The sequence below is a fragment of the Streptomyces sp. NPDC007872 genome, assembly GCF_042868165.1.
Lineage (GTDB): Bacteria > Actinomycetota > Actinomycetes > Streptomycetales > Streptomycetaceae > Streptomyces.
In genome coordinates, this window is record NZ_JBIAEA010000012.1 from 139,105 (window position 1) to 163,517 (window position 24,413).

The 24,413-nt window shown below is 73.5% G+C and carries 23 protein-coding genes and 1 pseudogene; 13 read left to right on the forward strand and 11 right to left on the reverse strand.

The genetic code is table 11. The annotated features are described in order from the left end of the window. Positions 1–80 precede the first annotated feature (80 nt). From ACFYNX_RS31665 to ACFYNX_RS31690, 6 genes are all read right to left on the reverse strand, one after another. A complete protein-coding gene (locus ACFYNX_RS31665; RefSeq protein WP_388666548.1) occupies positions 81–827 on the reverse strand; it encodes a phosphotransferase family protein in 747 nt (248 codons plus the stop codon). Positions 828–1,336: 509 nt separating this feature from the next. Further along, positions 1,337–2,149 carry a DUF6042 family protein gene (locus ACFYNX_RS31670; protein WP_388666551.1) on the reverse strand — a complete coding sequence of 271 codons (813 nt, stop codon included), beginning with the start codon at positions 2,147–2,149 and terminating at the stop codon, positions 1,337–1,339. 377 nt (positions 2,150–2,526) lie between these two features. Beyond that, positions 2,527–2,898, reverse strand: coding sequence for a fic family toxin-antitoxin system, toxin component (locus ACFYNX_RS31675; RefSeq protein WP_388666554.1), 372 nt, complete (start codon positions 2,896–2,898; stop codon positions 2,527–2,529). A 6-nt stretch (positions 2,899–2,904) separates the two neighbouring features. Further along, complete coding sequence (locus ACFYNX_RS31680) at positions 2,905–3,120, reverse strand: hypothetical protein (RefSeq protein WP_365549573.1); 216 nt, start codon at positions 3,118–3,120, stop codon at positions 2,905–2,907. 121 nt (positions 3,121–3,241) lie between these two features. Then, a complete protein-coding gene (locus ACFYNX_RS31685; protein WP_388666557.1) occupies positions 3,242–4,171 on the reverse strand; it encodes a serine hydrolase in 930 nt (309 codons plus the stop codon). Between the two features lie 140 nt (positions 4,172–4,311). After that, positions 4,312–5,181 (reverse strand): alpha/beta fold hydrolase, encoded by an 870-nt coding sequence (locus tag ACFYNX_RS31690; protein ID WP_388666560.1) that lies wholly within the window; start codon positions 5,179–5,181, stop codon positions 4,312–4,314. A gap of 253 nt (positions 5,182–5,434) precedes the next feature. Between ACFYNX_RS31690 and ACFYNX_RS31695 the strand changes: the two genes are divergently transcribed. Then, complete coding sequence (locus ACFYNX_RS31695) at positions 5,435–6,130, forward strand: nitroreductase (RefSeq protein WP_388666563.1); 696 nt, start codon at positions 5,435–5,437, stop codon at positions 6,128–6,130. A 6-nt stretch (positions 6,131–6,136) separates the two neighbouring features. Here ACFYNX_RS31695 and ACFYNX_RS31700 read toward each other — a convergent pair whose 3' ends face one another. Both ACFYNX_RS31700 and ACFYNX_RS31705 read right to left on the reverse strand, forming a co-directional pair. Beyond that, entirely contained in the window at positions 6,137–6,925 is a 789-nt protein-coding gene (locus tag ACFYNX_RS31700; RefSeq protein ID WP_388666566.1) for a phytoene desaturase family protein, read from the reverse strand. A 70-nt stretch (positions 6,926–6,995) separates the two neighbouring features. Then, a pseudogene (locus tag ACFYNX_RS31705) lies at positions 6,996–7,433 on the reverse strand (FAD-dependent oxidoreductase); the annotation flags it as partial. A gap of 129 nt (positions 7,434–7,562) precedes the next feature. Here ACFYNX_RS31705 and ACFYNX_RS31710 point away from each other — a divergent pair. From ACFYNX_RS31710 to ACFYNX_RS31725, 4 genes are all read left to right on the forward strand, one after another. Then, positions 7,563–8,177: a hypothetical protein gene (locus tag ACFYNX_RS31710; RefSeq protein ID WP_388666569.1), complete on the forward strand. Its 615-nt coding sequence runs from the start codon at positions 7,563–7,565 to the stop codon at positions 8,175–8,177. 99 nt (positions 8,178–8,276) lie between these two features. Continuing rightward, on the forward strand, positions 8,277–9,977 hold the full coding sequence (locus ACFYNX_RS31715) for an alpha-glucosidase (RefSeq protein WP_388666571.1): 1,701 nt from the start codon (positions 8,277–8,279) through the stop codon (positions 9,975–9,977). A gap of 60 nt (positions 9,978–10,037) precedes the next feature. After that, the gene (locus tag ACFYNX_RS31720; protein ID WP_388666574.1) at positions 10,038–11,036 is read left to right on the forward strand and encodes a TIGR03885 family FMN-dependent LLM class oxidoreductase; all 999 of its coding nucleotides are present in this window, start codon (positions 10,038–10,040) and stop codon (positions 11,034–11,036) included. Next, entirely contained in the window at positions 11,033–12,781 is a 1,749-nt protein-coding gene (locus ACFYNX_RS31725) for an alpha-amylase family protein (protein WP_388666577.1), read from the forward strand. The genes ACFYNX_RS31720 and ACFYNX_RS31725 overlap by 4 nt, the downstream gene beginning before the upstream one ends. 49 nt (positions 12,782–12,830) lie before the next feature. On the opposite strand, the gene ACFYNX_RS31730 is transcribed toward ACFYNX_RS31725, so the two are convergent. Beyond that, the gene (locus tag ACFYNX_RS31730; RefSeq protein WP_388666580.1) at positions 12,831–13,556 is read right to left on the reverse strand and encodes a TetR/AcrR family transcriptional regulator; all 726 of its coding nucleotides are present in this window, start codon (positions 13,554–13,556) and stop codon (positions 12,831–12,833) included. Positions 13,557–13,702: 146 nt separating this feature from the next. Between ACFYNX_RS31730 and ACFYNX_RS31735 the strand changes: the two genes are divergently transcribed. Further along, positions 13,703–14,926 carry a saccharopine dehydrogenase family protein gene (locus ACFYNX_RS31735; RefSeq protein WP_388666582.1) on the forward strand — a complete coding sequence of 408 codons (1,224 nt, stop codon included), beginning with the start codon at positions 13,703–13,705 and terminating at the stop codon, positions 14,924–14,926. A gap of 49 nt (positions 14,927–14,975) precedes the next feature. Here ACFYNX_RS31735 and ACFYNX_RS31740 read toward each other — a convergent pair whose 3' ends face one another. Further along, a complete protein-coding gene (locus ACFYNX_RS31740) occupies positions 14,976–15,755 on the reverse strand; it encodes a VOC family protein (RefSeq protein WP_388666585.1) in 780 nt (259 codons plus the stop codon). A gap of 194 nt (positions 15,756–15,949) precedes the next feature. Between ACFYNX_RS31740 and ACFYNX_RS31745 the strand changes: the two genes are divergently transcribed. From ACFYNX_RS31745 to ACFYNX_RS31775, 7 genes are all read left to right on the forward strand, one after another. Beyond that, the gene (locus ACFYNX_RS31745; RefSeq protein ID WP_388666588.1) at positions 15,950–16,498 is read left to right on the forward strand and encodes a hypothetical protein; all 549 of its coding nucleotides are present in this window, start codon (positions 15,950–15,952) and stop codon (positions 16,496–16,498) included. Between the two features lie 366 nt (positions 16,499–16,864). Then, positions 16,865–18,232, forward strand: a complete 1,368-nt coding sequence (locus tag ACFYNX_RS31750) for a bifunctional o-acetylhomoserine/o-acetylserine sulfhydrylase (RefSeq protein WP_388666591.1) — start codon at positions 16,865–16,867, stop codon at positions 18,230–18,232. Then, complete coding sequence (locus ACFYNX_RS31755) at positions 18,229–19,416, forward strand: homoserine O-acetyltransferase (protein WP_388666637.1); 1,188 nt, start codon at positions 18,229–18,231, stop codon at positions 19,414–19,416. The genes ACFYNX_RS31750 and ACFYNX_RS31755 overlap by 4 nt, the downstream gene beginning before the upstream one ends. A gap of 364 nt (positions 19,417–19,780) precedes the next feature. Continuing rightward, a complete protein-coding gene (locus tag ACFYNX_RS31760) occupies positions 19,781–20,653 on the forward strand; it encodes an ABC transporter permease (RefSeq protein WP_388666594.1) in 873 nt (290 codons plus the stop codon). Positions 20,654–20,748: 95 nt separating this feature from the next. Then, positions 20,749–21,801 carry an ABC transporter substrate-binding protein gene (locus ACFYNX_RS31765; RefSeq protein WP_388666597.1) on the forward strand — a complete coding sequence of 351 codons (1,053 nt, stop codon included), beginning with the start codon at positions 20,749–20,751 and terminating at the stop codon, positions 21,799–21,801. Next, positions 21,788–22,606 (forward strand): ABC transporter ATP-binding protein, encoded by an 819-nt coding sequence (locus tag ACFYNX_RS31770; RefSeq protein ID WP_365549615.1) that lies wholly within the window; start codon positions 21,788–21,790, stop codon positions 22,604–22,606. Before ACFYNX_RS31765 ends, ACFYNX_RS31770 begins: the two co-directional genes overlap by 14 nt. Positions 22,607–22,633: 27 nt before the next feature. Further along, the gene (locus ACFYNX_RS31775; RefSeq protein WP_388666600.1) at positions 22,634–23,518 is read left to right on the forward strand and encodes a TauD/TfdA dioxygenase family protein; all 885 of its coding nucleotides are present in this window, start codon (positions 22,634–22,636) and stop codon (positions 23,516–23,518) included. Between the two features lie 26 nt (positions 23,519–23,544). Here the strand turns inward: ACFYNX_RS31775 and ACFYNX_RS31780 are convergent, their stop codons facing one another. Next, positions 23,545–24,108, reverse strand: a complete 564-nt coding sequence (locus tag ACFYNX_RS31780; RefSeq protein WP_365549621.1) for a dihydrofolate reductase family protein — start codon at positions 24,106–24,108, stop codon at positions 23,545–23,547. Positions 24,109–24,413: the final 305 nt, after the last annotated feature.

Genomic DNA, 24,413 nt, shown 5'->3' on the forward strand with positions numbered 1-24,413 from the left:
CGGACAGGCGGATGGGCGCCCGAGGGGTCGGCCTGCTCGACGCGTCGGCACGCGTACGGAGCGGTCGGGTCCGCGCAGCCTCACATCCGGGACCTCAGCACGTCGACTTCGCAGCCCGGCGCGAAGGGGTCGAAGCCGTGCTCGACCAGCCAGCGAACCGCCAGCAGGCTTCGCAACGACCACCACGCGTGGAGCACGTCGAGGTCGATGTCGGTGCCGTAGCCGGCGAGCACGTCGTCGAGGTGCTCCTCGTGTCCGAGCGTGAAGGTGGCGAGGTCGTACAGGGCGTCGCCCCTGCCCGCCTCGGACCAGTCGATGATGCCCGTCACCTCGTCGCCGTCGACGAAGACGTGCGCGATCTGGAGGTCGCCGTGCGTGAACGCCGGAGTCCACGGCCGGAGCGCGGCCTCGGCGATCCGGCGGTTGCGGGTGACCAGGCCGGCGGGCAGGAGGCCGTTCGCCACGAGCGACTCGCACTCGTCGTCGAGTTCCGCCGCCAGCGCGGCGGCGCTCCGGCCGGCCCGGCCGGGCCGGGGCGGCAGCGGCGCGTCGTGCAGCTTCCGGATGGCGGCGCCCGCCGCGGTCCACGCCGCCGACGACCCGGTCGACGGTCCGCCGAGGCGCCCGAGCGTCGTCCCCGGGAGCGCGGCGATCGCGAGCACGGGCGGCTTGCGCCACAGGACCTCCGGGGTCGGGACCGGCGCGAGGGACATCGCCTCGACCTCTGCGTCGATACGGGCCCGGTCGGCGTCCACCTTCAGGAACACGTCACCGACGCGCAGAGTCGCCCGTTCGGAATGCGCGACGACGACCTCGACCTCATCCATGGGCGACCAGTATCCCGGAGGTGATCGCCGACACCACCGGATTCGACGCACGCGCCGAGGGTTCTCGCGTACTCCCCCGGCTCCTGCGTCCGGGCCGGGCAGGAGCGCCGCTGCCTGCTTCCACGCCGCCGACCGCTCGTCGTTCACCGGCTCCACTCGACGAACGGCGGACGTCACGCCGCCGGTACATGCCGAACGGCCCGCACCATCACCCAGTGGTGCGAGCCGTTCGGCAACCCAAGAGCCGGCCGGAAGGGGAAGGACCGGCAGGCTCTACCTATCCAGAGCGACCCCATGCGCTCATCCCCCGCATGCCCCCGAACCCGCCCCCTACACACCCCGATCGCCCCGGATGATTCAGGCCGGTGCACGGCTCGGGGCCGGTCGGAACGGCGGCCCGGATCGTCGCCGTCCCCGGCACCGCGAACGGGCCGGGCGAGAGGGCGGTGGCGGCGTGGGGCCGGACCGGCGTGTGTCCCGCGTTCCCGCCGCGCCCGGCACGCTTCCCGTCACGCGTCGTCGACCATGACGTGGAGCTGCGTCCGGGTCTCGTCGTAGTGGTCCCAGTCCATGATCAGGCGGAAGCGTCGATGCGCCTCCAGCCTTTCCGGGTCGGCCGTCTCCTGTCCGCGCCGTACCCGGGCGTCGCCGGACCTCACGAGCTCCGCGAGGGCGAGGCGGACGTCGTCGGTGTCCTGGCCGGTGGCGACGGCCAGGCGGTCGAGGGAGGTGAGGGTCTCGTCCGGTTCGCCCAGATCGTCGGCGAGGTGCCTGATGAGACCGCCGACGAGCGGGCCGGTGCGCATCGTCCGGCGGATCCCGTCGAGCCGTTCGGCGAGTTCGGCGTCCAGGGGCAGCAGGTCACCGGGCCGGGGCAGTGCGTCGGGCATCGACCACCGGGTGCCCTGCGGCGTCTCTTCCCGGTACGCCAGCCCCCAGGCCAGGTAGAGCTCGGAGAGTTCCCGTACGGTCGTGGGCACCGGGAAGCCGGCCGCCGTGAGCAGCGCGCCGAACGTCTCCCAGTGGTCGGCCTCGCTTGCTTCGCGTCCCTCCGGCGCCTCCTCGTAGTCCCATTCCTCGTCGGGCCACGAGAACGTGAGCGCGGCGTCGAGGTCGCCGCCGAGCATTCTCCAGTGGCCGTCGAAGATCTCCTCCACGAGGTCGTCCAGGGAGCCGGTGAAGCCGGGCTGGCTGGCGGTGCCGATCAGCATCGTCAGCGGGAAGCCCTGGCGGGGCAGGACGTGCTCCCAGCCCGTCTCCCACCAGCCGTTGTGCATCGCCATGTCCCGGCGGGGTTCGGGCACGGACGGTGTTTCGGTCATCCGACGCGTTCTTTCTCGAAGGGGCGGCCGCGTGCTCGCGGCGTCGCACCGTGGTACGGGGTGTTCCGACGGGCGTCCGGCCCGGGAGGCAACGGCCGGTCGGGACCGGGGACGCGGCCGCGTCCCGTGCTCTTCCCGGTGCCGGTCGGCCTCCGGAGGTCTTCGGCTCGGCGGCGGGCCGTCAGCGGGCCGGGTCACCCGGCTTCACTCCGCCAGGTCTACAACAGATCCCCGGTGGTGTGCTCCCCGTTCCGGCACAACCACCCCTGGCGCGCAGGGAGCTGAGGTCACGGCATCACTTGATCGGGTGATCCTACGGAACCGGGCCCGGGGATCTCGGGCGTCCCCGGGCCCGGAGCGGTGTGCGGCGCCGCCGGTCAGCGGGACCACTCCCGCAGGACGGCGGCGACCTGCCGGACGTCGATGCGGGCTTCGGCCACCTGCTCGACGAGGTCGATGGCCTCCTCCGCCGTGACGCCGACCGGCCGCCCGCAGGCGTGGAGGTAGGCGGCGGCCACGACCACGCCGTACAGCTCGTTGGAGTGCTCCAGGGCCGGGACGCGGACGAGCTGCTCCAGGAGCGCGGCCGCGCGGTGGTGCGGCTGCTCGTAGACGGGGACGTCCATCACGCGGAAGGCGTGGCGGGCACGGGCGGCTTCGAGTGCTCCCCAGTCGAGGATCGCCGGGTCGCCGGGGATCTCCTGCTGGGCGAGGTCGAGGAGCCAGGACAGGTCGATCCGGAGGAACACGCGGGCTCAGGCGGCGTCGGCGGGGCGGCCGAACCGCTCGGCGAACGCCCGGCCGTGCCGGTCGACGAAGGAGCGGGCGCCTTCGACGAACCGGGCACGGGTCAGATCGGCGTCCAGCACGCTGCCCGCGTAGTGCTCGGCGGGCACGTGCTTCTCCGCCGCGACGCGCTCCAGCGCCTCGTACGCCTCGTCGCTGATCTCGATGCGGATCTCCCGTGCCATGGCTCCACGGTAGCGGCTGCCGGTCGGGTGCGGCAGGGGAAGGGCGTCGTCGGCCTCCGGATGCGGGTGAGGGAGCCGCCCCGTACCGGAGTGGCTCCCTCCTCGCGCGCGGTCGGGGGCGTCAGCCCTGGGGCACCGCGACGTACGCCTCCTTGGGCGTGGTGGTCGGCGCGTAACGGGAGGTGGCGGACGCGGTCGGGGTCAGGTCCCGGTGGATCGCCTTGGCCACGGCCTGGATCGTGGCCACGCCGTAGTTCATCGTGCTGTTGCCGTCGGTGAGCACCGAGACGGTGTAGTCGTGGCCGCCGCCCTTGAACGCGCCGACGCTGTGCACGCGCCAGCCGCGGGTGGCGCGCTGCAGCCAGCCGTTCTTGACGTGCACGGACACGGAGGAGGGCGCGCCGGCCGGGGTTCCCCACTTCTGCGAGGTGACGACGCCGCCCATGAGCTTGAGGACGTAGGCGCGGGCGTTGTCGCTCAGGACGGTGTTCTTGGCGGTGATCAGCGCGAGCAGGCGCTGCTCGTCGGTGACGTTGATCCGGGTGAGCCCCCAGTAGCCGTCGGCCCCCGGCACCGTCGCCGTCATGCCGGCGGCCTTCAGGAAGCCCTTCACCTTGGTGACGCCGAGCTGCTTCCACAGGGAAGTGGTGGCCGCGTTGTCGGACTTGGTGATCATGGCGGTGGCGAGGTCGGACTCGCGCGACGTCAGATACCGGTTGGTCTTCTTGGCGTCCCACAGGAGCGTGGCGAGGACGGTCACCTTCACGACGCTGGCCGAGTCGTACGAGGTCGTGGCGCGCAGGGTGCAGGTGGTCTTCGTGGTGCGGTCGTACAGGCCGACGGCGACGGTGCCGGCGCGTCCGGCGAGGGCGGCGGTGATGTCCTTCTGGAGCTTGGCGGCGAGCCCGGCCTTGCCCGACGTACAGGCGACCGTCGTCGCGGGGGCGGCGGAGGCGGGCGCCGCGCCCGCGACGACGGGCACGAGCACGCCGGCCGTGGCCGTTGCCACGGCCGGGAGCACGCGGGCACGCAGGGATATGTGACGAGTCATGTGGGTCCCCCCTGGAAACGAGACGAGCACGCCTGCGGCGTGCTCGCCCTCCATGACTCCTCGAGCGTGCGGATGGTTGTACGAATTCAGGAAGATCGGGGGCCGGGCCCCGGGCGGGGACCGTTCGGTCGGAGGACGGTCTACGGGGTGCCGTCGAGGACCTGGCGCAGTCGGTGCGCGAACTCGTCCGGCTTCCCCGGGTATCCGAACTCTCCGTCGCAGAACCCGGCGTGGTGGCTCGGGAAGACGGTCACCCGCTGTCCGAGCAGTGCGGCGGTCGCGGCGGAGGTGCGACCGGTCTGCACGTCCCGGGACTCCTCGCCCACGGCGATCACGATGCGGGTCGGCGCGGCGGCGAGCGCGTCGGCGTCCGGCCGGTGACCGCTGACCGCCCACGACCGGTCGGACAGCAGCGGGTCGTCACGTGAGCCGTCGTCCTGGGTGGGCATGCCGAACGCGGCGGGATCGGGTTCCGGCTGTGCGAAGTACGCCTCGGTGAACTCCCCCTCCCACGAGGTCATGGCCACGAAGGCGGCCATCCCGGCCCACCGTCCCCGCTTCTCGTAGGCCTCCCGGACCCCGGCCCGCGCCCGCACGGCCGCCGGGCCGTCCGGCGTGAGGGTGATGAGCGGCGGCTCGTGCGCGACCAGGGTGGTCACGTCCGTGGGGTACGCGGCCACGACCGCGAGCGCGGTGACCGCTCCGCCGCTGCTGGCGAACATCTCCACGGGCCCGGCGCCGAGGGCCTCGACGACGGCGTGGACGTCGTCGGCCTGGGTCTGCGGCGTGTGGTCGGTCCGGCCGTCCTTGCGGGTGCTGCGGCCGAGGCCGCGCGGGTCGTAGGTGACCACGGTCCGCTCGGGGAAGCGCGCGGCGAGCGCGGCGAAGCCCGTGGCGTCCATGGGCTGCCCGATCATGAACAGCGGCGGGCGTCCGTCTGTGGTCGGCAGCGGTCCGCGGACGTCGTAGACGAGGTCCGCGCCGACTGTCTCGAGCGTGTGGGTCTCCATACCCGTGCAGACCGGCCCCGCCGGGGAAACTCATCGGTGCGACGGGTGTCGCTTCGCGACGGGGCCGCGCGCCGCCCCGGACGGAACGGCCCTCGGACGGAACGACCCTCGGCCGTACGGGGAGGACGCTCCGCTCCCGGCACGGGCGACCCGGGCGGGAGCGCGGGTGCGACCCGGCCGCCCGGATCCGGGGCGGGGCCGCCCCCGGATAGGGTGCGGTCCCGGAACGAGACCACCGTGCGGAGGCGTCCCCTTGAATCCGACCAGCACCGGTACCGACTTGTACGAGGCGTTGAGCCGGATCCTCGCCGAGCGGTTCACCTGCCGCCAGTTCCTGCCCGACCCCGTCCCCCGGGCGACCGTCGAGCGGCTCCTGCGTCTGGCCCAGCGCACCCCCTCCTGGTGCAACACCCAGCCCTGGCGGGTGCACATCACCGAAGGCGCCGCGACCGAGCGGCTGCGCACCGAGCTGTCGGCCCACGTCCGGAGCCACCCGGACTCGCCCGACTTCCCGTTCCCCGTCCAGTACACCGGCGTCCACCGGGAGCGCCGGCGCGCGTGCGGGCTCCAGCTCTACGGCAGCCTCGGCATCGCCAAGGGCGACCAGGAGGGGACCCTGCGGCAGATGCTGCGCAACTTCGAGCTGTTCGACGCGCCGCACGTCGCGATCGTCACCACCGAGGCCGACCTCGGTGTCTACGGCGCCGTCGACTGCGGCCTCTACATCGGCACCTTCCTGCTCGCCGCCCACAGCCTCGGCCTGGCCGCGGCGCCCCAGGCCGCCCTCGCCGCCTGCTCGGGTTTCCTCCGCGCGCACTTCGGCATCCCGGACCACCGGCGCGTGGTGGCGGGCGTCTCCTTCGGTCACCCCGACCCCGACCACCCGGTCAACGCGTTCCGTACCGACCGCGAGGAGCCGGAGAACGTCGTCACCTGGCACGCCTCCTGAGGCCGTTCACGTCCCCGGCGGCGGGCTGGGCCGGGGCGCGGGCGGCCGTACGGCGTGTTTCAGGAGTCCTGTCCACAGGCGGGCCCGGCCGGGGCGGTCGAGGGCTTCGTGGGCGGCGAGCAGGCCGCCGGTGACGGCGCCGAGGAAGCCGCCGGCGAGGCAGTCCTGGCCCGAGAGGTACAGGCCCCGGATGCCGGTGCGCGGACGCAGCCGGTCCGCGAGGCCGGGGCGGTGGCCGTCGCCGAAGGCGGCGACGTCCTTGGCGAGTCCGTAGAGGCTGCCGCCGGGCCAGCGGGTGAAGTGCTCCGTGGTGAGGGGGGTGCCGAGCTCGTGGTGGGCCACCCGGCCCCTGGTGCGCGGCAGGTGGCGGTGGAGTTGTCCGAGGAGCTCCGCCGTGAGGTCGGCCTTGAGGGCGAGGCAGGCCGGGTCCCGGTGGCGCGGGCCGGAGCCGCGGAAGGGCGCGAACAGCTCCGGGTGCACGTAGGCGAGGACCTCGCCGGTCGACCGGCCGGGGTGCCGCGCGGTCCAGGTCGGGTCCTTGGCGCAGGAGAAGGAGAGGAAGAGGCCGCTGGTGCGTCCGCCGGTCCCGTCGAAGAAGGCGTCGCAGTCGCCGTCGGTGACCATCAGGTTGTGCCGGGGCAGGCCCAGTTCCTCCGGGTCGCCGTCGAGGCCGCCGAAGAGCACCACGAACGGGAATCCGCGCCGCATGCCCTCCAGCCGGTCCGTGCCGGCGGCCGGCGGGCCGGGCAGCAGGGTGCGGTGGGTGTGGTGGGCCCCCGCCGCGCCGACCACCACCGGGGCGCGGACGCGGGTGCCGTCCGCGAGGACGACGCCCCGGGGCCCAGCGCAGGGCGCCGCCGGTCAGGTAGTCCGACACCGCCCTGACCGGTTCGCGCGGCCCGAGCTGACCGACGTAGTGGATGCCGACGTCCCACTCCCAGCCGCGCCGCCGGTAGGCGTGGGTGTAGCCGCCGGCCGTGTAGTGCTGCTCGAACACCGCCACCCGCCGTCCCTGGCGGGCCAGGCAGACCGCCGTCGTCAGGCCGCCCGCCCCGGAGCCGACCACCACGGCGTCGTACGCGTCCGCCACCCGGCCCGCCGCCAGGGGCCGTCCCACCAGGACGCCGCGGCTCACCCGCGCCCTCCGTGCCGAAGGCCTCCGGTGCCGGGCACGGGGGCCTGGGGTGTGACGGCCGGGACGGGGTGGTCGCGCACGGGCGCTCCTCCAGGGGGTGCGAAGGGGGTGGCACCCGGTGGAACCGGTCGGCGGGGGCGGGGGTTGCGACCGTCCGCCCACCGTCACCCGGACGGTTCCGGAACAGAACTCGTGTCCCGCCGCGCCCCGGTCTCCCGGTCGTACGGGTGAGGGGCCGCCTCCAGGGGTATGCCCCCTCGGCGCCGGTGTGTCCGGCGGCGGTACGGGGGGTGGCGGATGTCGTGGCGCGAGGTGGCCGCGGTCGCCGGTGGGTGGGCGGCCGGGCTGGGGTTTCCCGTGGTGCTGTACGCCGCCGCGCGGATCGTCTCGGACGAGACGGCGGGCGGCGGCGCGGGGCTGTTCGTGTACCTGGGAGTCGTCGGGTTCCTGTTCACCGCGGTGTGTCTGCTCCTGAGCCGGCGGGCCCCGGGGGCCGCCGCCGTCGTGATGCTCGTCGCCGTGCTGTGGTGCGCCCAGGTCTGGCTGTGGTCCGACGTGAACGACGATCAGGCGATGCACGACCGGGGCGTGACCGCGACCGCGACGGTCTCCCGCTGGATCCGTACCTCCGATCCGTTCGCCGGGGTCGACGACAAGGTGACCGCGGTGGACGTCACCCTGCCCGGCGGTACGACCACACGTCTGGAACTCGGCGGGGAGGGGGCCCCGCGGGTCGGCGGCGAGGTGGAGGTGACCCGCGATCCCCGGGGGATCCAGCCCTCGCGCCTCGGTCCGCGCCCCGGCGAGCCCACAGGCCTGCGCACCGCCGCGCGCGTCGTCCTCGTCCTCCTGGTCGGCGCCGCGCTCGTCGGTTCCCTCCTGTCGGCGGAACCCGTGAGCGAGGGATTCTGAGGGCTTTCCCCACCGGCGCGCCGGTCGCGCGGTTCAGCCGCCGTACGCGGGACAGGAAACCCGTGGCCCCTGCCCCCTGACGCCCGGAGGAGACCGCCGATGACGCCCGGCACCGTGACAGGGAAGGACGACGCGTGGTGGAAGTCCGCGGTCGTCTACCAGATCTATCCCCGCAGCTTCGCCGACTCCGACGGCGACGGCATCGGTGACCTGGACGGCATCACCGGCCGTCTGGACCACCTGGTGGAGCTCGGCGTGGACGTGCTGTGGCTCTCCCCCGTCTATCCGTCGCCGCAGGACGACAACGGCTACGACATCAGCGACTACCAGGACATCGACCCCGTCTTCGGCGATCTGGCGGCCTTCGACCGCCTGCTCGCGGCGGTGCACGGGCGCGGCATGAAGCTGATCATGGACCTGGTCGTCAACCACACCTCCGACGAGCACCCCTGGTTCCGGGAGTCGCGCGACCCCGGGAGCCCCAAGCGCGACTGGTACTGGTGGCGGCCGCCGCGCGACGGCCGCGAGCCCAACAACTGGGGCTCGTTCTTCTCCGGCCCGGCGTGGACGCGCGACCCCGCGAGCGACGCGTACTACCTCCATCTGTTCTCGCCGAAGCAGCCCGACCTCAACTGGGAGAACCCCGAGGTGCGCGAGGCCGTGTACGCGATGATGCGGTGGTGGCTGGAGCGGGGCGTGGACGGCTTCCGGATGGACGTCGTCAACCTCGTCTCGAAGGACCCGGCGCTGCCCGACGGGGAGCTGCGCGGTGACGGCCCGTACGGCGACGGGTCGCCCTCCTACGTCTGCGGCCCGCGCATCCACGCGTACCTCCGGGAGATGCACCGGGAGGTCATGGCCCGGTATCCCGGCCGGCTGCTGACCGTCGGGGAGATGCCCGGCGTGACCGTCGAACAGGCCCGGCTGTTCACCGATCCGGACCGCGCCGAGCTCGACATGGTGTTCCAGTTCGAGCACGTCGGGCTCGACCACGGCGCCCACAAGTTCGATCCGCGCCCGCTGCGGCTGACCGATCTGAAGGCGTCCCTGGGCCGCTGGCAGGCCGGTCTCGCGGACGTCGGCTGGAACAGCCTGTACTGGAACAACCACGACCAGCCCCGCGTCGTCTCCCGGTTCGGCGACGACGGCCCCCGCCACCGCACGCGGTCCGCGACCATGCTGGCCACGGTGCTGCACCTGCACCGGGGCACCCCCTACGTCTACCAGGGGGAGGAACTGGGCATGGCCAACGCGCCCCTGCGCACCATCGAGGACTTCCGGGACATCGAGTCCCTCAACCACTACGCGCAGGCGCTGCGCGCGGGGGCGGAGCCCGAGGAGGTCCTGCCCGGCCTCCGGGCGATGGGCCGGGACAACGCCCGTACGCCGATGCAGTGGGACGCCTCCCCGCAGGCCGGCTTCACCACGGGCGTCCCCTGGCTCCCGGTCAACCCGGACCACACCGAGGTCAACGCCGCCGCGGCCCGCGCGAACCCCGACTCCGTCTACCACCACTACCGGCGGCTCATCGCCCTGCGCCACGAGGAACCGGCCGTCGTGCACGGCGACTTCACCATGCTGCTGCCCGACGACGAGCGCGTGTACGCCTTCACCCGCCACCACGAGGGGACCACGCTGCTCGTCGTCGGCAACTTCACCGGGGAGACCGTGGCCGTGGACCTCCCCGGCGGTTGGGAGGACGCCGAACTCGTCCTGGGCAACGGGCCGTCCGTGTTGGCGGAGCACGGGCGCACGGTCCTCGCGCCCTGGGAGGCGAGGGTGCACCGGCGGGTCGGATGAGGCGCCGTCACCTCGCGAGGCGCGCCGCCTGATCTCCGCGCCCCGGGGTACACGCGGCGCATGACCGTCTACGGATTCCACGCCTCGCACGAACAGGTGCCCCCCGCGGACCTCCTGGCCGCGGCCGTCCGCGCGGAGGAGGCCGGTTTCGGCGCCGCCATGTGTTCGGACCACTTCTCGCCCTGGAGCGCCCGGCAGGGCGAGTCCGGCTTCGCCTGGTCCTGGCTCGGCTCCGCCCTCCAGGCCACCGACCGCATCCCCTTCGGCGTCGTCAACGCGCCCGGACAGCGCTACCACCCCGCGATCGTCGCCCAGGCCGTCGGCACCCTCGCCGCCATGTACCCGGGCCGCTTCTGGGCGGCCCTGGGCAGCGGCGAGGCGTCCAACGAGCACGTCACCGGTGACCGCTGGCCGCGCAAGGACGTGCGCAACGCGCGGCTGCGCGAGTGCGTCGACGTCATCCGGGCGCTGCTGCGCGGCGAGGAGGTGAGCCACGACGGCCTGGTGACCGTGGACCGGGCGCGCCTGTGGACCCTCCCCGAGACCGTGCCGCCGCTGCTCGGCGCCGCGTGCAGCGAGGCCACCGCCGCCTGGTGCGCCGAGTGGGCCGACGGGCTCATCACCGTCAACGCCCCGCACGAGCGCCTGCGCCGGATCGTGGACGCCTACCGCTCCGCCGGGGGCGCGGGCCGGCTGCACCTCCAGGTCCATCTGAGCTGGGACCCCGACCCGGACACCGCGCTCGCCGTCGCCCACGACCAGTGGCGCACCAACGTGCACGGTCCGCCGGTGAGCTGGGACCTGGACACGGCCGAGCTGTTCGACCGGGTGAGTGAGCACGTCACGCCGGAGCGGGTCGCGGAGGCGGTCAACGTCTCGGCGGACCTCGGACAGCACGCGGCCTGGCTCCAGGAGTACGCCGACCTCGGCTTCGACACGGTCATGCTGCATCACGTCGGCCGCGAACAGAGCGCGTTCGTCGACGCGTTCGGCGCCAAGGTGCTGCCCCGGCTCGACGCGACCCCGGTCGGGCCCGCACGCGCGGAGGACGCCCGATGAGACTGACCCGGACCTCCGACCTGTGGTGGAAGAACGCGGTCGTGTACTGCCTGGACGTCGAGACGTACCAGGACGGCGACGGGGACGGCATCGGCGACTTCGCGGGCCTGACCCAGCGGATCGACCACCTCGTGCGCCTCGGCGTCACCTGCGTGTGGCTGATGCCGTTCTACCCGACCCGGGAACGGGACGACGGCTACGACATCACCGACTTCTACGGCGTCGACCCGCGCCTGGGCACCCTCGGGGACTTCACCGAGTTCGTGCGGACCGCCCGCGACCGGGGCATCCGGGTCATCGCCGACCTGGTGGTGAACCACACCTCCGACCGGCATCCGTGGTTCGAGGAGTCCCGCTCCAGCCGTACGTCCGCCCGCCGCGACTGGTACGTCTGGTGCGACGAGCCGCCCGAGGACGGGCCGAAGGGCGTCGTCTTCCCCGACGCCGAGAAGAGCCCGTGGGAGTACGACGAGAAGACCGGGCAGTACTACCTGCACCGCTTCTACCGGCAGCAGCCCGACCTCAACGTGGCCAACCCCGCCGTGCGCGACGAGATAGCCCGCATCATGGGCTTCTGGACGCAGCTCGGGCTCTCCGGCTTCCGCGTCGACGCGGTCCCCTTCCTCCTGGAGACCGACGGCCAGGAGGACGCGGGCCAGTTGCCCGACCCGCACGACTACCTGGCCGACCTGCGGGCCTTCCTGGGGCGCCGCAACGGCGAGGCGGTCCTGCTCGGCGAGGTCAACCTGCCCTATCCCGAGACCATGGAGTTCTTCGACGGCCCGGAGTCCGAGCGGGGCGACGAGCTGACCATGTGCTTCGACTTCATCGGCATGCAGAACATGTACCTGTCCTTCGCCCGCGAGGAGGCCGGGCCGCTGGCGGCGGCCCTGCGCGAGCGCCCGGAGGCGCCGCGCGACGGGCACTGGGCGACCTTCGTCCGCAACCACGACGAGCTGACGCTCGACAAGCTGGACGACGACGAGCGCGCCGAGGTGTTCGCGGCCTTCGGGCCGGAGGAGGACATGCAACTGTACGGCCGGGGCCTGCGCCGCAGGCTGCCCCCGATGGTCGGCGGCGACCGCCGCCGCGTGGAGCTGGCCTACAGCCTGCTGTTCACCCTGCCCGGCACGCCCGTGCTCTTCTACGGCGAGGAGATCGGGATGGGCGAGAACCTCGCCGCGGAGGGCCGCCAGGCCGTCCGCACCCCCATGCAGTGGACGGCGGACCGGGACGCCGGGTTCTCCACCGCGCCGAGCGGCGACTTCCCCAACCCGATGGCCGAGGGCGCGTACGGGCCGGAGCGGGTGAACGTGCACGACCAGGCGCGCGACCCGGACTCGCTCCTCACCCGCGTACGGACGCTGATCGAGCGGTACCGCGAGGCCCCCGAGCTCGCCTGGGGCCGCACCGAGGTGCTCGACGCGGACGATCCCGGCGTGCTGGCGCACCTCAGCTCGCTGCCCGAGGGAGCGGTGCTGGCGCTGCACAACTTCTCGTCCCGGAAGATCGACGCGGCCGTGACCGTGCCGGGCCTGAAGGACGGCCGGCCGCTCGTCGACCTGCTCACCGGCGACACCGTGGAGGCGTCGGCGGGCGGTCGCGTCGACGTCGGCCTGGCACCGTACGGCTACCGCTGGCTGCGGGTGGACACCCCGCGGGACGATCCGGAACGCGCGGCCGTCGTCCGTCAGGGGCGCCGCGAGGACACCTCCCCGTCGACCCCGGCCGCTCGCCGCCCGTAGGGTCCGCGTTCTCTCCGCGGGCTCGTTGCGGGGCGAGGGGGCGCGTCGGTCACCCGCGCGGGGCCCCCTCGCCCCCTCCTCCCCCGACCCGCGCCGCCACGTGGTCGAGGAGCATCTCCAGGACGGCCGGGTACGCGCTGTGGGGCATGCGCCGGGCCAGGAGGGGCGCCGTGGCGGCGATGTGGGGGTGGGTCTCGGCCGGCAGGAGGGCGTACGTGGACCGCCACATCTCCTCGTCCGCCGCCCGCGCCTCGTCCGTCAGCGCGAGCGATCCCGCGTCCAGCGCGGCGAAGGCGAGGCTCTGGTCGATGAACGCGTGATAGGCGTGCACCGCGGCCGGATCGGGGAGGCCCGCGCCGCGCAGGATGCCGAGGATCGTCTCGTCCACGGCGATCTCGCGCGGGCGGCCGGTGACCCGGCTGGCCGTGAGTACGGCGGCCTGCGGATGCGCCAGGTAGGAGGCGTGGACGGCAAGGCCCAGGGACCGCAGGTCGGTCCGCCAGTCCCCGGTCGGCCGCCACCCGGCGAGCGCCCGTCCCATCAGTTCGTCGCCGATCGCGCGGGTCAGGTCGTCCATGCCGGCGAAGTACCGGTAGAGGGTGCTGGGGTCCGCCCCCAGGGCCGCGCCGAGGCGCCGCGCGGTGAGCCCGCCGCTGCCGTGCTCCCGGAGCATCCGCAGCGCGGTGTCCACGATGATCCCCTCCGACAGGACCGTGCCGGTGCGGGTGGGGCGCCGCCTGCGCCGTTCCGTCTCGGGCACCACTTTCTTCGCCATGCTCCACCGCCCCCGGGACCGGGCCGCCGCGCCACCGGCACGACACGACACGCCCTCTTATGCCAACACGATTGACCTTAGTGTGCCGCATCCCGTTGCATCGGCCGTGCCGGAGGCGTCCGCCTCCCGTACGGAAGGTGAATGACGTGCGAGTACTTCTCATCGGAGCGGGCGGCGTCGGTACCGCCATCACCCGCATCGCGGCCCGCAGGGAGTTCCTCACCCACATGGTGGTCGCCGACTACGACCCGGCCCGCGCCGAGGCCGCCGTCGCCTCCCTCGGCGGGCGGGGCGACCGGTTCAGCGCGCTGCGGCTCGACGCCTCGGACCGGGACGCGGTGAGCCGGGTCCTCACCGAGCAGAACTGCGACGTGCTCCTGAACGCGACCGACCCGCGGTTCGTGATGCCCCTCTTCCGGGCCGCCCTGGACGCCGGCGCGCACTACGTGGACATGGCGATGTCCCTGTCGGCGCCGCACCCGGAGCGTCCGTACGAGGAGTGCGGCGTCAAGCTCGGCGACGAGCAGTTCGAGCTGGCCGGGCAGTGGGAGGAGGGGGGCCGTCTGGCCCTGGTCGGCATGGGCGTGGAGCCCGGCCTCTCCGACGTCTTCGCCCGGTACGCCGCCGACGAGCTCTTCGACGAGATCGAGGAGATCGGCGTCCGCGACGGCGCGAACCTCACCGTCGAGGGGTACGACTTCGCCCCGTCCTTCAGCATCTGGACGACGATCGAGGAGTGTCTCAACCCGCCCGTGATCTACGAGGAGGACCGCGGCTGGTTCACCAGCGCGCCCTTCAGCGAGCCCGAGGTCTTCGACTTCCCCGAGGGCATCGGCCCGGTGGAGTGCGTCAACGTCGAGCACGAGGAGGTGCTGCTGATCCCGCGCTGGGTGGAGGCGCGCCGCGTCACCTTCAAGTACGGGCTCGGCGACGACTTCATCGCCAAGCTGAAGACGCTCCACGAGCTGGGTCTGGACTCCACGGCGAAGGTCGCGGTGCCCGGTGAGGACGGCCCCGTGCGCGTCTCCCCGCGCGACGTCGTCGCCGCCTGTCTGCCCGACCCGGCGACCCTGGGCGACCGGATGACCGGCAAGACCTGCGCCGGCACCTGGGTGAAGGGCACGAAGGACGGGGCGCCGCGGGAGGTGTACCTGTACCACGTGGTCGACAACCAGTGGTCGATGCGGGAGTACGGTTCGCAGGCCGTCGTCTGGCAGACCGCGATCAATCCGGTCGTCGCCCTGGAACTCCTCTCCACCGGTGCCTGGAACGCCACCGGCGTCCTCGGCCCCGAGGCGCTTCCGCCCCGCCCCTTCCTCGACCTCCTCACGGAGTACGGCTCACCGTGGGGGCTGCGCGACGGCTCGTGAGGACCGTCGCCGGGCGAGCCGCCGCGTACGGACGTCCGCGGCGGCTGCGCTACCGGGGCGTGCGGACGGAGAACTCGTTGCCGTCGGGATCGAGCATCATCACCCGGTCGTCGTCGCCCTCACCGGCGTCTCCCCCACCGGTGTCTTCCCGGCCGGCATCTTCCCCGCCGGCGTCGACGCGCTTCGCGCCGAGTGCGACGAGGCGGTCCAGTTCCGCCTCCGCGTCGGCCCCGGCGGGGAGCGCCAGCTCGAAGTACAGCCTGTTCGGGCCGGTCTTCGGCGCCACCGGAGGGCCGCCCCAGGTGATCTTCGTACCGCCGTCCGGGGACTGGATCGCGGTCTCCTCGTCCTGGTCCCAGACCAGCGGCCACCCCAGCGCCTCGCTCCAGAAGTACCCGACCGCCTGGGTGCCGTCGCAGGCCAGCGCCCCGACGGAACCGGTGTCGGCGAGGAACTTGTTGCCCGCCTCGATGACACAGAACTCGTTGCCGTCCGGATCGGCGAGCACCACGTGCTCCTCCTCCGGGAGCTGGCCCACGTCGAGGTGTGCCCCGCCGAGTTCCAGCGCCCTGGCCACCGTCCGCCGCTGCTGCTCCGGGGAGTCGCTCGTCAGGTCGAAGTGCGCCCGGTTCCGGCCGGTCCTCGGTTCCCCGCCCGGCAGGAAGCGGATGCGGAACCCACCGGCGTCGGGAGGCAGGATCGCGATGCCGCCGTCCTGGCCGCCGGTCGGGCCGTCGTCCGGCTCCCAGCCCAGAACCCCCGACCAGAACCGTGCCAGGTCGGCGGGCCGGGTCGCACGGAAGCAGATCGCGAACAGATGGCTGGGCATACCTCGTACGTCTCCGATGTTCCGACGGCCGGTCACGGCACCGCGCCTTGACCGCGAGCGGAGCCTAGGGGGCCGCACGGGCTCGCGCATCCGAGTTTCCGGCGCGGGCGTCACGGCACCACCGCTCCCACCGCCCCGGAACCGATCGTTCTGTGGGGTCGTCCGACACGTCACATCGATCCAGGGGGAGATCCGTGCTCAAGTCCTCGATGCCCGGCACGGTGGTCGTCGCCGTCGCGCTGGCCCTGTTCGGCGTTTCCTGCGGCGCGTCCGACACGGACGACAACGGCGCGCCGGCCGGCGCGCCGACCTCCGTGGCCACGACGGCCCCGGCCGGTCAGGAGGCCGGCGACGCGTCGCCGACGGCGGACGCGGGCGGGAGCGCCGCGCCGACCGGCACGCACGACGCGAGCCCGCTTCCCGGCACGACCTCGGTCGAGCGCGTGCGCGACGCCTTCGCCGGGCTCCAGGCGACCCTGAACGACTCGTGCGCCGACCCGGGCAACTGTCCCTACTTCCTCGGACGGGTCCACGACGAACTCCAGAGGATGGACCGGGCCATGAAGGGCGACGCGAAGGGGCCCGGGCACTTCCCCGAGCCGATCGCGCTGATCGGGAAGCTCAACGGGGCGCTCGACGGCGACCGTTCCTTCGAGAACCTGAAGAAGCACCAGGGTCTGCTGATCGGGACGCGGGACCGGATCAACACCTGGATGCAGGGCCACCCGGACGACTACCGCTGACGATCGGGAGACTCCGACTCCGGGGGCCGGGGCGCCGGTGTGCGGGACGAACGGATTCCGCACACCGACGGCCCGGTCCCGTCTTGTGCGCGCCCTGCTGGTGCGCGCGTGCCTCCCTGTGGTTACCTGATGCCATGACCGTGCTCGTGACCCGCCGCCACGTTGACTACGTGCGTGTCACCACCACGGCCTGTTCCGTCGTGAGCTGACTCCGTCCTCCGACGTTCGACCCGCCTTTTCCACCGCATCGCGCCGACCGCCGACCCCTGTCCGTGTCCGGGCACGGTGCCGGGCCGTCGGCCTGCGGCCGCATCGGCGTCCCCGTTCCGCATCCAGGCATCCCCCCGCCCGCACCCAGGGAGAACCATGAGCCCGAGCCAGCCCGTCGACTCCGTCACCGCAGGCCACACCCCCGAGAACGAGCACTCCGGCCCCGACACCTCGGCGTGGTCCTTCGAGACCAAGCAGATCCACGCCGGTGCCGTGCCCGATCCCACGACCGGCGCCCGCGCGACGCCGATCTACCAGACGACGTCGTTCGTGTTCCGGGACACGCAGCACGCGGCCGACCTCTTCTCGCTGGCCGAGCCCGGCAACATCTACACCCGCATCCACAACCCCACCCAGGACGTCTTCGAGCAGCGCGTCACGGCGCTGGAGGGCGGCGTGGCCGCCGTGGCGCTGGCCTCCGGGCAGGCCGCGGAGACGCTGGCGATCCTCACGCTCGCGAGCGCCGGGGACCACATCGTCTCCAGCTCGTCGCTGTACGGCGGCACGTACAACCTCTTCCGGCACACGCTGCCGAAGCTGGGCGTCGAGGTGTCCTTCGTCGACGACCCCGACGACCTGGACGCCTGGCGCGCGGCGATCCGGCCGAACACCAAGGCCCTGTTCGCGGAGTCGCTGGGCAACCCGCGCGGCAACGTGCTCGACATCCGGTCGGTCGCGGACGCGGCGCACGAGGCCGGCGTGCCGCTGATCGTGGACAACACCGTGGCGACCCCTTATCTGCTGCGGCCCATCGAGCACGGCGCGGACATCGTCGTGCACTCGGCGACCAAGTTCCTCGGCGGGCACGGCAACGCCATCGCGGGTGTCGTGGTCGACGGCGGGACCTTCGACTTCGGTGCCCGTGCCGAGCGGTTCCCGGACTTCACCGAGCCCGACCCGAGCTACCACGGCCTGCGCTACTGGCCCGCGCTCGGGCCGGGCGCCTTCGCCGTCAAGCTGCGGGTGCAGTTGCTGCGCGACCTCGGCCCCGCCCTCTCCCCGCACTCCGCCTTCCTGCTCCTCCAGGGCGTGGAGACGCTCAGCCTGCGCATCGAGCGGCACTCCGCGAACGCCCAGGCCCTGGCGGAGTGGCTGGAGCAGCGCGACGAGGTCGCCGTCGTCCACTACCCGGGGCTGGAGTCCAGCCGCTGGTTCGAGGCGGGGCAGCGGTACCTGCCGCGCGGTGCGGGCGCCGTGCTCTCCTTCGAGCTGCGGGACGGCGTGGAGGCGGGCAAGCGGTTCGTGGACGCCGTCGAGCTGTTCAGCCACCTCGCCAACATCGGCGACGTGCGCAGTCTCATCATCCACCCGGCGTCCACCACGCACAGCCAGTTGGACGCGCAGCAGTTGGCGGCCACCGGCACCTCCCCCGGTCTGGTGCGCCTCTCGGTCGGCATCGAGAACCTCGCCGACCTCAAGGCGGACCTGGAGGCCGGGTTCCGCGCGGCGAAGGGCGCGTCCTGAACGGCGTCCTGACGCCGTCGCAGGTCCCCCTCCCGCCGGCCTCCGGGGGCTGGCGGGAGGGGGACCCGCCCGGGCGGCGCCAGTGGTACGTACGTGAGCACCCGCTGGCGCTGGAGGCCGGGGGCGAACTCGGGAGCGTGCGGATGGCGTTCGAGACGTGGGGGCGGCTCGCGCCGGACCGGCGCAACGCGGTGCTGGTGCTGCACGCCCTCACCGGCGACAGCCACGCCGCCGGACCCGCCGGGCCCGGTCACCCCACGCCCGGCTGGTGGGACGGTCTGATCGGCCCGGGCCGCGCGCTCGACACGGACCGCCTCTTCGTCGTGGCGCCGAACGTGCTCGGCGGCTGCCAGGGCAGTACCGGGCCGTCCTCGCCCGGTCCGTCGGGGAGGGCGTGGGGCGGTGACTTCCCGTTCCTGACGCAGCGGGACCAGGTCGCGGCCGAGGCCGGCCTCGCCGACGCGCTGGGCGTCGAGCGCTGGGCCCTCGTGGTGGGCGGGTCGGTGGGCGGGATGCGGGCCCTCGAGTGGGCGGTGTCGTACCCGGAGCGCACGGAGGCGCTCCTGCTGCTCGCCACGACCGCCGCGGCGAGCGCCGAGCAGATCGCCTGGACCGGCGTCCAACTGCACGCCGTCCGCTCCGATCCGCACTGGCGGGGCGGCCACTACCACCGCGCCGGGCCGGGCCCCCGTGCCGGGCTCGGCCAGGCCCGGCGGATCGCCCACATGACGTACCGCAGCGAGCCCGAGCTCCAGGCCCGTTTCGGCCGCTCGCCGCAGGGCGCGGAGGACCCGTGGCAGGGGGGCCGGTACCAGGTGGGGTCCTATCTGGACCATCACGCGGCCAAGCTGGTGCGCCGCTTCGACGCTGGCAGTTACGTCGTCCTGTCCGAGGCCGCGAACAGCCACGACGTCGGGCGCGGCCGCGGCGGCGTGCGCGCCGCCCTGAAGCGGGTGGGCGCGAGGACGCTCGTGGCGGCGGTCGACTCCGACCGCCTCTACCCGCCGTCGCAGCAGGCGGAGCTGGCGGCGGGCATCCCCGGCGCGGGCGCCCTCCGGGTGATCGGGTCGCCGTACGGCCACGACGGGTTCCTCGTCGAGACGGAGCAGGTCGCCGCGCTCGTACGCGAACTCCTCGGCACCGAACGCCCCTCGGCGTCGCCGGACCGTGCGCCGTCCCGATAGCGCGGCGGCCGGGACCCGGCCCGGTCGTCGCGGTCCGCCGGGCGGGGCGTTCCAAAAGGTGGACGGGTGTTGGTGCCGGGCCGCGGCTGTTGTAGAAATGGGCCTCATGAACTCCGAGTCCCTGGTGCGCCGCCTGGTCATCGACCTGTGCCGTCGCCCGGGCTCGTGTTGTCGCTGACCGAGTTCCCTCCGGCGCGCCCCGCCGTGCGGTGATCACACCCGCACGGGGGCGGTCCGCACGTCCTCGCACAGGGCGTTCTCCCCCTCTTCTCGTTCCGCGTCACACCCGCCCGGGGCCGGCGGCCGTCTCCGACCGCCGATGCCGATCGCCCGTGCCCCGGCGGCGTCTCTGGAGGACCGCATCGTGTCCACGACCACGCCTGTCAAAACCGCCGGCGGCGCCCCGCCGGCCGCCGCCCCGCCCGGTCCCCGCGTCCCGGCGCGACGTGCGCGGGCGCGTCTGCGCCATGCCGCGCTCCCCCTCGGCTCGTTGCTGCTCTTCCTCCTCCTGTGGCACCTGCTCGCCGCGAGCGGGACGTGGAGCGAGACGCTGGTCCCCCGGCCGGCCACGGTGTGGGACGCGTTCGTCGCCGTCTCCACCACGCACGACGGCGTACGCGGATACAACGGCACCACCCTCGTCGAGCACCTCGGCATCAGCCTGCGGCGCATCGCGTTCGGCGCCGGCATCGGCATCGCGGCCGGAGTGGTCCTCGGGCTGGTCATGGGCACCGTCGGCTGGGTGCGCTCGCTGTTCGAGCCCTGGATCACCTTCCTGCGGACGCTGCCGCCGCTGGCGTACTTCTCGCTGCTCATCATCTGGCTGGGCATCGACGAGGAGCCCAAGGTCACGCTGCTCGCCGTGGCCGCGTTCCCGCCCGTGGCGGTGTCCACCACCGCGGCCGTGGTGGCCGTGTCCAAGAGCCTGGTCGAGGCGGCCCGCGCGCTCGGCGCGTCGCGGTGGGACGTCGTCAGGGACGTCGTCGTGCCGTCGGCGCTGCCGGAGACGCTCACCGGGGTCCGGCTCGCCGTCGGCGTCGCCTACTCCTCCCTGGTCGCCGCCGAGCTGGTCAACGGCCTGCCCGGCATCGGCGGGATGGTCAAGGACGCGGCCAACTACAACAACACCCCCGTGGTCGTCGTCGGCATCATCGCCATCGGCGCGTCCGGCCTGATCATCGACGGCCTGCTGCTGCGGCTGGAACGCGCGGTCGTGCCGTGGCGGGGCCGGGCGTAGGCCCCGGCTCCCCTCCCCTCGTCCGGGCGCCCCGCTCCCGCTCCCGCGAACAACTTCTCCACCCGTACCCTCATCCGCACAGAAACGGCTCCGCCATGCCCCGTGTCCCCCAAGGCCCGTCCCGTCGCCTCCTCCTCGCCGGAGCCCTCGCCGCCGTCTCCGCCGCCGTCACCGGCTGCTCCCCGGACGGCGCGGCGTCGGGGTCCGGCGGTGGGAAGCGGCTGCGCATCGGCTACTTCGCCTTCCCCAGCGGCGACCTGCTCGTGAAGAACAAGAAGCTGCTGGAGAAGGCGCTGCCGGACCACGAGATCACCTGGATCAAGTTCGACTCGGGCGCGAGCGTCAACCAGGCGTTCATCGGCAAGTCCCTCGACATCGCCGCGCTCGGCTCCAGCCCGTTCGCCCGCGGGGTGTCCGGCGGCTCGCCCATCCCGTACAAGGTCGCGTGGATCCTCGACGTCGCCGGTGAGAACGAGAGCCTCGTGGCGCGCAAGGAGACCGGCGTCACCGAGGTCGCCGGGCTGAAGGGCAAGAAGATAGCGACGCCCTTCGCCTCCACCTCGCACTACAGCCTGCTGGCGGCCCTGAAGGCCGCCGGCCTCTCGCCGTCCGACGTCCGGCTCATCGACCTCCAGCCGCAGCCGATCCTCGCCGCGTGGCAGCGGGGCGACATCGACGCCGCCTACGTCTGGCTGCCGACCCTGGACGAGCTGCGCAAGACCGGCACCCAGCTCACCAGCAGCAAGGAGATCGGCGCGGCGGGCAAGCCGACCCTGGACCTGGCCGTGGTGTCCGACGACCTGATCGCCCGGGACCCCGGGGCGATCAAGGCCTGGCGCAAGGCGGAGGCCGAGGCGCTGCGCCTGCTCGCGTCCGACCGGCAGGGGTCGGTCAAGGCCGTCGCGGCCGAGCTCGGCATCAGCACGGCGGACGCGGAGGCGCAGCTCACGCAGGGCGTGTTCCTCACCCCGGAGCAGGTCGTCTCCGCCGACTGGCTGGGCACCGACGGCAAGCCGGGCAAGCTGCTCGACTACGTCACCGACACCGGCCGCTTCCTGGCGGAGCAGAAGCAGATCGGCGCCGCCCCGTCCGAGGCCGTCGTGCGCGAGGCGTTCCACCTCGAAGGGCTGTCCGATGTCCTCAAGTGAGAGCACCGCGGCGGGGGCCGCGGTCGACACCGGGCGTGCCGGTGCCGTACGTCTCGACGGCGTCACCCATCGGTACGGCCGCGGCGGCGAGGCCTTCACGGCCGTGGGGCCGGTCGACCTGGCCGTTCCCGCCGGGGAGTTCCTGGTCCTGGTGGGTGCCTCGGGGTGCGGCAAGAGCACGCTGCTGCGGCTGATCGCCGGCTTCGAGCGGCCCACGCAGGGGTCGGTACGGGTCTCCGGCGGCGAGCCGCGGCCCGGCGCGACGGCCGGCGTGGTGTTCCAGACGCCCCGGCTGTTCCCGTGGCGGACCGTGCGGGGCAACGTCGACCTGGCGCTGCGGTACGCGGGCGTCGACCGCGGCCGGTGGCCGGAGCGGCGCGCGGAGCTGCTGGCCCGGGTCGGCCTGGAGGGCACCGAGAACCGGCGCGTCTGGGAGATCTCCGGCGGTCAGCAGCAGCGCGTCGCGATCGCGCGGGCCCTCGCCGCCGAGAACCCGCTGCTCCTGCTCGACGAGCCGTTCGCGGCGCTGGACGCCCTGACCCGGGAGCGGCTCCAGGAGGACGTCCGCCGGGTGACCGGACGGACCGGCCGGACGACGGTGCTCGTGACGCACTCGGCCGAGGAGGCGGTGTTCCTGGGCTCGCGCATCGTGGTGCTGACCAAGAGCCCCGGAACCGTCGCCCTGGACCTGCCGATCGGCCTGCCGCGCGGCGACGTCGACGCCGAGGAGCTGCGCAACTCCCCCGAGTTCACCGCACTGCGCGCGCGGGTCTCCCACGCCGTCAAGGCCGCCGCGGCGGCCTGACCGCAACCCCACGGAAAGGACAGACAGGTGAGCATCCTCAGCGAACGGCCCGCCGCGCCGGTGATCCCGGTCGTCGAACTCGGGCCCCACTTCGGTGCCGAGGTCCACGGCATCGACCTCGGCCGCCTCGACGACGAGCGGGTCCTGGCCCTGCGCGAAGCACTCGTGGCGTACAAGGTGCTCTTCGTGCGCGGCCAGCACGGACTGGACGACGCCGCGCAGATCGAGTTCGGCAGGCGGCTCGGCGAGGTCACCGCCGGGCACCCGGTCCACGACTCCGGTGACGTGGCCCCCGAGGTGTACGCGCTGGACAGTCAGGACAACGGGTTCGCCGACGTGTGGCACACCGACGTCACCTTCGTGCGGCGGCCGCCGGCGATCTCCGTCCTGCGGGCCGTCGTGCTGCCTCCCCACGGCGGCGACACCAACTGGGCGGACAGCCAGCTCGCCTACGCGTCGCTGTCGCCGGGTCTGCGGGACTACGTCGACACGCTCACCGCCGTCCACGACGGCACCCGCGAGTTCGGCTACTACCTGGCCCAGCGCAGGCAGGGGCGCGGCAACCTGTGGGAGGGCGAGGTGGTCACCCGCCTCACGCCGGTGGAGCACCCGGTGGTGCGGGTGCATCCCGAGAGCGGCCGCAAGGGCCTGTTCGTGAACCCCGGCTTCACCTCGCACATCGTGGGGGTGTCGGAGCACGAGAGCCGGGGCGTCCTCGACATCCTGTACGCCCACCTCACCAAGCCCGAGCACGTCGTGCGGCACCGCTGGCAACCGGGGGACGTCGCGCTGTGGGACAACCGCAGCACGGCCCACTACGCCAACCGCGACTACGACGACCGGCACCGCGTCATGCACCGCATCACGCTGCGCGGCGACGTTCCGACCGGCCCGGCGGCGCCGTCCCGCTGACCGGGCCCGGGGGGGCAGGGCCTCGGTTAGCGCACCACGCGGTGGCGGAGGTGGACGAACTTCGAGTGGAAGGTGCGGGTCTCGACGAGTTCGAGGTCCACCCGGCGCTCGTGCCGGGGGAAGAACGGGATGCCGCCGCCGACCAGGACCGGGTGGACCACGGTCCGGTACTCGTCGATCAGGTCCGCCGCGGCCGCCTCGGCGGCGAGGGTCGCGCCGCCGATCGCGATGTCGCCCTCCCCCGGCTCGGCCCGCAGCCGCGCGATCTCCTCCGCGAGGCTGCCGGAGGCCAGGCGGGCGCGGCCCCGCACCGCCGACAGGGTCCTGGAGAACACCACCTTCGGGAGCGGGTTCCAGAGCGAGGTCCACTCGCGCTCCGCGTCGTCGAGCGACCGGTCCCGGTCGGCGGTCTCCCAGTACAGCATCGTCTCGTAGAGCCGACGCCCCAGCAGGTGGACGCCGACCTGCCGGATGTCGTCGATCCAGAAGCGGAAGACCTCCTCGTCGGGCTCCGACCAGTCGAACCCTCCGTCCGGCCCGACGATGTAGCCGTCGAGCGAGACGCCCATCGAATAGGTCACACTGCGCATCGGAAGCCTCCTCGGTACCGGGTTCGACAGTAAGACCGCCGGGCGCCGGAAAACTCATCGCGACGCGCCGGACTTCCCGGCCGGACCGCCTCAGCGGGTCGGCCGGGGGGGGTGCGGCGTCCTTCAGCGGTCCGAGCCCCGGTGCCAGAGCAGTTCCCCGCCTTCGGGGACCGTGGCCCGGCGCGCCGCGGCGGCGTCCGGGCGCGGGCCCGTCCTGGCCGGTGCGTCGGCGTCCAGCGGGGCCGGGCCGACGCCGCGGCCGTCGGTACGGGTGCCGCCCCGCGCCGGGGCCGTGGTCGGATCGT

Bases quoted from the DNA above. Each gene is read 5' to 3' on its own strand.
- ACFYNX_RS31720 (WP_388666574.1), top strand. From the start codon at position 10,038: ATGACCGTCTACGGATTCCACGCCTCGCACGAACAGGTGCCCCCCGCG.
- ACFYNX_RS31730 (WP_388666580.1), bottom strand. From the start codon at position 13,556: ATGGCGAAGAAAGTGGTGCCCGAGACGGAACGGCGCAGGCGGCGCCCC.
- ACFYNX_RS31750 (WP_388666591.1), top strand. From the start codon at position 16,865: ATGAGCCCGAGCCAGCCCGTCGACTCCGTCACCGCAGGCCACACCCCC.
- ACFYNX_RS31680 (WP_365549573.1), bottom strand. From the start codon at position 3,120: ATGGCACGGGAGATCCGCATCGAGATCAGCGACGAGGCGTACGAGGCG.
- ACFYNX_RS31665 (WP_388666548.1), bottom strand. From the start codon at position 827: ATGGATGAGGTCGAGGTCGTCGTCGCGCATTCCGAACGGGCGACTCTG.
- ACFYNX_RS31685 (WP_388666557.1), bottom strand. From the start codon at position 4,171: ATGACTCGTCACATATCCCTGCGTGCCCGCGTGCTCCCGGCCGTGGCA.
- ACFYNX_RS31765 (WP_388666597.1), top strand. From the start codon at position 20,749: ATGCCCCGTGTCCCCCAAGGCCCGTCCCGTCGCCTCCTCCTCGCCGGA.
- ACFYNX_RS31670 (WP_388666551.1), bottom strand. From the start codon at position 2,149: ATGACCGAAACACCGTCCGTGCCCGAACCCCGCCGGGACATGGCGATG.
- ACFYNX_RS31770 (WP_365549615.1), top strand. From the start codon at position 21,788: ATGTCCTCAAGTGAGAGCACCGCGGCGGGGGCCGCGGTCGACACCGGG.
- ACFYNX_RS31710 (WP_388666569.1), top strand. From the start codon at position 7,563: ATGTCGTGGCGCGAGGTGGCCGCGGTCGCCGGTGGGTGGGCGGCCGGG.
- ACFYNX_RS31690 (WP_388666560.1), bottom strand. From the start codon at position 5,181: ATGGAGACCCACACGCTCGAGACAGTCGGCGCGGACCTCGTCTACGAC.
- ACFYNX_RS31740 (WP_388666585.1), bottom strand. From the start codon at position 15,755: ATGCCCAGCCATCTGTTCGCGATCTGCTTCCGTGCGACCCGGCCCGCC.
- ACFYNX_RS31780 (WP_365549621.1), bottom strand. From the start codon at position 24,108: ATGCGCAGTGTGACCTATTCGATGGGCGTCTCGCTCGACGGCTACATC.
- ACFYNX_RS31715 (WP_388666571.1), top strand. From the start codon at position 8,277: ATGACGCCCGGCACCGTGACAGGGAAGGACGACGCGTGGTGGAAGTCC.
- ACFYNX_RS31725 (WP_388666577.1), top strand. From the start codon at position 11,033: ATGAGACTGACCCGGACCTCCGACCTGTGGTGGAAGAACGCGGTCGTG.